Annotated in this window: 5 protein-coding genes; all 5 read right to left on the bottom strand. The window is 38.5% G+C overall.

The window, feature by feature from the left end; all coding sequences use genetic code 11:
- On the bottom strand, window positions 1-614 hold a 614-nt coding region (gene rhaD, locus J7K93_14065; protein ID MCD6118128.1), incomplete at its 3' end, for a rhamnulose-1-phosphate aldolase.
- Between the two features lie 224 nt (window positions 615-838).
- On the bottom strand, window positions 839-1969 hold the full coding sequence (locus J7K93_14060; protein ID MCD6118127.1) for a carboxypeptidase-like regulatory domain-containing protein: 1131 nt from the start codon (window positions 1967-1969) through the stop codon (window positions 839-841).
- A 123-nt stretch (window positions 1970-2092) separates the two neighbouring features.
- On the bottom strand, window positions 2093-3145 hold the full coding sequence (locus J7K93_14055) for a class I fructose-bisphosphate aldolase (GenBank protein ID MCD6118126.1): 1053 nt from the start codon (window positions 3143-3145) through the stop codon (window positions 2093-2095).
- A 177-nt stretch (window positions 3146-3322) separates the two neighbouring features.
- On the bottom strand, window positions 3323-4480 hold the full coding sequence (locus tag J7K93_14050) for an acyl-CoA dehydrogenase family protein (GenBank protein ID MCD6118125.1): 1158 nt from the start codon (window positions 4478-4480) through the stop codon (window positions 3323-3325).
- Between the two features lie 56 nt (window positions 4481-4536).
- Window positions 4537-4784 (bottom strand): ribonuclease III (locus tag J7K93_14045; protein ID MCD6118124.1); only part of this gene is annotated, 248 nt, incomplete at its 5' end.

The raw sequence follows: 4784 nt of genomic DNA, 5'->3' as shown, positions 1-4784 counted from the left end.
TTTTCAAGTGTTGCCTGTGCAAGATCAACAGACCCTGTAAGTTTATAAGGTACAAAACCAACGCCTTGGGGAATAACAATCATTGATTCAGGATGCATACCCCATAAAATTCTGTTTATCTCCTCTTCGTTTTTATACTGCTGAATCTGAGTGAGTGCGATCAATTCATCAACATGTGAGTGAATTACTGCTTTTTTAGTACTGTTACTGATTTTCAATAATTGATGAACCGCAAGATGCGTCGGCAGCTCGGAACTGGGAACAAGTGGCACGGAATTATTATTCAGTGATAAGATTTGATATGCAGCTCCGTTATTTGCTACACGTACAACCACCATATTATCAAGCGGCCTTTTGTTCAGATTCCGCATGAGGCTGCCTGCAGCGCTTATCAGAAAGAACATTCCCCCGATAAAGGGGCTTGGTTCTTTAAGGTCCAGCATGGGAGATGAAGAAATATCCGGCAGGGAATCATTTATAAGAGAAGTAATGTTTACCGAGATATTCCCCGCGTTCTTTTCCGCCCATCCCCTATCCCACAAATATCCTGCAATTTCAGAAATCTCATCAATAACATTCTGCAGTTCTCTGTTCACATCAATTAATTTTTCCATAATCTTTATACCTGTTTATTTATGTTGGATCCAGGTCATAAGCGTCTTGTCCTGAAATAGGTTATCACTTTTTTAATTAAACAAAAAGTCAACTTATGTCAAGACAGATCGTTCATTATAGTACGACATTTAAACAGTCAAGTTTTCGATCAGACATTACAGCCCCATATAGCAGTTAAAAAAATAATTTCATAAATATAAATGGATTCATTAATCCGGCTATATTATGGAATACCCGGCTCATAATCCATTGGAAGCATCTCAGCCATACGATCAAACGCCATATGTCCGTATCTTATCACAAATTGCGGTAAATAAGGATATCCGGAAGGAGAGCACATTAAAGGCCTGCTCTCAATATTCAGATACGAAATCTGTTTCTCGCCATCTTCCTTGTTACCAAATTGATCTTTAAGGCTTTTAATTATCATCAGTGACTCATACTCGTTTTTATAGGAAACTCTCATCCAGCGTGGAAGAAATATTTCAACCTCACCGATATTTATTACAGAACGCCCGAAAGAGTCAACATTTACTTTATTAAGATAAACTCTGCTTCCTGAAAATGGAGATCCTGCAAGTGTGTCAACTTCAAAGCCTTCTTTCCTTAATCTTTTCTGTATAAATGAATGTAAAAAATGAGCAAGAGAGCCATTATACGCTCTTCTCCTATTCTTACAGATTCTCAGAGAGTCTTTCATATCCTGCGGATGTATTAGTGAAAATCTGGCATCACCAGTAAATGTAACATCACCTTCTCTAAGTGCATAAAACTCATCCAAATAATAAGTGATTTTGTATCCAAGGCCATTATTGATGATCTTAAGCGGCCTTTCTGCAGTTGCTTTTAAAAGAACATCCTTGCCTTTTGTAAAATCAAGAACTTCAGGATTCTCAATCTTACATTTTAACGAAAGCTCAGAAGTCCCTAAAAACAGTCTTGTAAATCTCCGGAGATTCCTACCCCATGATGGATCCCTTTTAGCAGAAACTATCAATGCAGGTGCATTAATAACTACAGGTTCCAATAAAAATTTTTGTTTCCGAATATCTTCGCCAAAACCTATTTCAATATCTTTCTTTTTGAGTTTGTAACCCATATAGGAAGCCACTATCTGGTATCTGCCTGCCGGAATTCCTGAGATTGTAAAACGACCTCTCTTGTCAGTAGCTGTACCAAGTGAAGTATTGTTTAGAAATACGTTCGCAAAATATAGCGGTTTATTTGTCCTCGCATCAAGCACTATTCCTTTGACTGTATATAATTTTGAATTCAGGGCATTCAGGCACATCGGCCATATAAAACCAATAGCAGCTATTATAATAATATAATTTATATTCTTATTTTTAATCATGCTTCGTCTCAAAAAAATTGATCCCTTTAATGGTTACATAACATTAAAAAATAAACGGGGTTGTTAAAAAATATACAATATTATATTTTTTGTACAACCCCGCAAGATCAACAGATGTAAAATCTAAGCAATCGTTAGTTCCTCGCTCAAATACACCTCCTGAATCGCATTTAAAAGGTTCACACCTTCATCCATTGGCCTCTGGAATGACTTCCGCCCTGAAATAAGTCCCATTCCTCCGGCTCTTTTATTAATTACAGCAGTACGTACTGCCTGTTCAAGATCACCGTCTCCTGAAGATGCTCCGCCAGAATTAATAAGCCCTGCACGGCCGCTGTAGCAGTTAATTACCTGATAACGAGTCAGGTCAATAGGGTGATCACTTGAAAGCTCAGTATAAACTTTTTCGTTTGTTTTCCCAAAATTTATTGCCTTATAACCGCCGTTATTTGTAGGCTGTTTCTGCTTGATAATATCTGCCTCAATTGTAACACCAAGATGATTTGCCTGCCCTGTTAAGTCTGCTGAAGTATGATAATCTGCATCTTTAGTTTTAAAAGCCGGATTTCTTAGATATGTCCACAGAACAGTTGCCAGGCCCAATTCATGAGCATACTGGAATGCTTCGGAAACTTCCTGAATCTGCCTGTTGCTTCCAGTCGATCCGTAATAGATAGTCGCGCCTATGGCAACAGCACCGAGATCAAATGCCTGCTGTACGCTTGCAAACATAATTTGGTCAAATTTTTCAGGATAAGTTAAAAATTCATTGTGGTTTATTTTTACAATAAAAGGAATTTTGTGTGCATACTTTCTTGATACAGAGCCCAGCACACCGAGAGTTGATGCAACAGCATTACATCCTCCCTCAATAGCGAGTTTTACAATATTTTCCGGATCAAAATAGATTGGATTCGGTGCAAATGAAGCACCCGCACTATGTTCAATCCCCTGGTCAACAGGCAAAACTGAAAGATATCCTGTTCCTGAAAGCCTGCCGTGATTAAACATTGCAGCCATATTACGCAGTACAACCGGACTGCGGTCTGTCTGTAAAAAAATTCTGTCAATAAAATCAGGCCCCGGCAGATGCAGTGTATCCTTACTTACCTTTGCTTTATAGTTCAACAAATTTTCTGCATCATCACCCAACATTTTCTTAATTTCATCAATCATCTTAACCTCCACACCCTGTTTTATCTTTCTAAAGAATCAATTTCTGTTAAAATACAAATCAAAATAACAGTTTTATTCCACATCAGACAATCTAATTAAAAAGCTACAAAATGCAAGAAAGAATTCATATAAATATATAAAATTATATCAATTTTAACATGAAATACTTTTTCCAAATTATACACCCTTTAAAACTTCTTTAATTACTGCATGGCCTATTACTCCTCTTTGTATCTCATTTGTGCCTTCATAAATTTGAGTAATTTTTGCGTCACGCATATATTTCTCAACAGGATACTCTTTCATGTATCCATAGCCTCCGTATATCTGGACTGCATCTGTTGTTACCTGCATTGCAACATCTGATGCAAACAGTTTACACATTGCAGACTCTTTTGATACATTCTTTACACCATTATCAATCATGCGTGCAGTCTGATAAATCAATGCTCTTGCAGCCTCAATCTTTGTTGCCATATCTGCAAGTTTAAATTGAATCGCCTGAAAACTGGAGATTGGATGGCCAAACTGTTTTCTCTGACGTGCATAAGTTCTTGCATAATCAAAAGCCCCCTGAGCAATGCCAAGTGCCTGAGCTGCAACTCCGGGACGAGACCTGTCAAGAGTCTTCATTGCAACAGGGAATCCCATTCCTTCCCTGCCTATTATATTTTCTTTGGGAATACGGCAGTCTTCAAAGATAAGTTCACTTGTAGCAGATGCCCTTATACCCATTTTTTCTTCCTTTTTCCCGTATGAAAAGCCGTCCATGCCTTCTTCAACAATAAATGCAGATGCTCCGCGGCTTCCCTTTGCAGGGTTGGTGGAGGCAATTATTGTATAAATCTTCGCAACTCCGCCATTTGTAATAAAATGCTTCACACCGTTTAAAATATAATCATCTCCGTCTTTAACAGCAGTGGTTTTCATATTACTTGCATCTGAGCCGGCATCCGGTTCTGTCAGGCCAAATCCGGCAAGTATTTTCCCTGAAGCAAGTTCCGGAAGGTACTTATCTTTTTGTTCTTTACTCCCGGACAGCATAATCGGCATAGTTCCGAGTGCAGTTGCAGCAAAGCCAAGAGAAATACCTCCGCATGCCTTTGACAGTTCTTCAGTAGCGAGTACAAGGCCCATTGTACCAAGCCCAAGGCCGCCGTACTCCTCATCAATATATATCCTGAAAAAATCCATCTCCGCAAGAGATTTCATAATATCCCAGGGGAACTCTCCTGTCTCATCATGATGTGCAGCTACAGGCCTTATTTTTTCATCTGCTACCTGTTTTGCCAAGTCCTTGATCATCTGTTCTTCTTCTTTTAAGAAATACTCCATGTACTCCTCCTAAATAATAAAATCCAATCCTGTCTCATAACTTTATAAAATCCGGCTCAAAATATATTTAGATATTTTAATGCTTCCATTGCAGCAGACTGTTCAGCCTCTTTTTTGCTCTTGCCATTCCCACGCCCCATAGGTTCTCTGTTCACTGAAACTTCCACAATAAATTTTTTATCATGATCCGGCCCCTCATCGCCTATTACTTCATAATCAGGGCCTTCCCATGCCTTAGCCTGGACAAATTCCAATAATCTGCTTTTAAAATTCCCTCTGTATCTGTAATCAAGATATTTTTCTG

Source organism: bacterium (assembly GCA_021158245.1).
Lineage (GTDB): Bacteria > Zhuqueibacterota > QNDG01 > QNDG01 > QNDG01 > QNDG01.
This window is presented reverse-complemented; position numbering and strand designations above follow the sequence as displayed.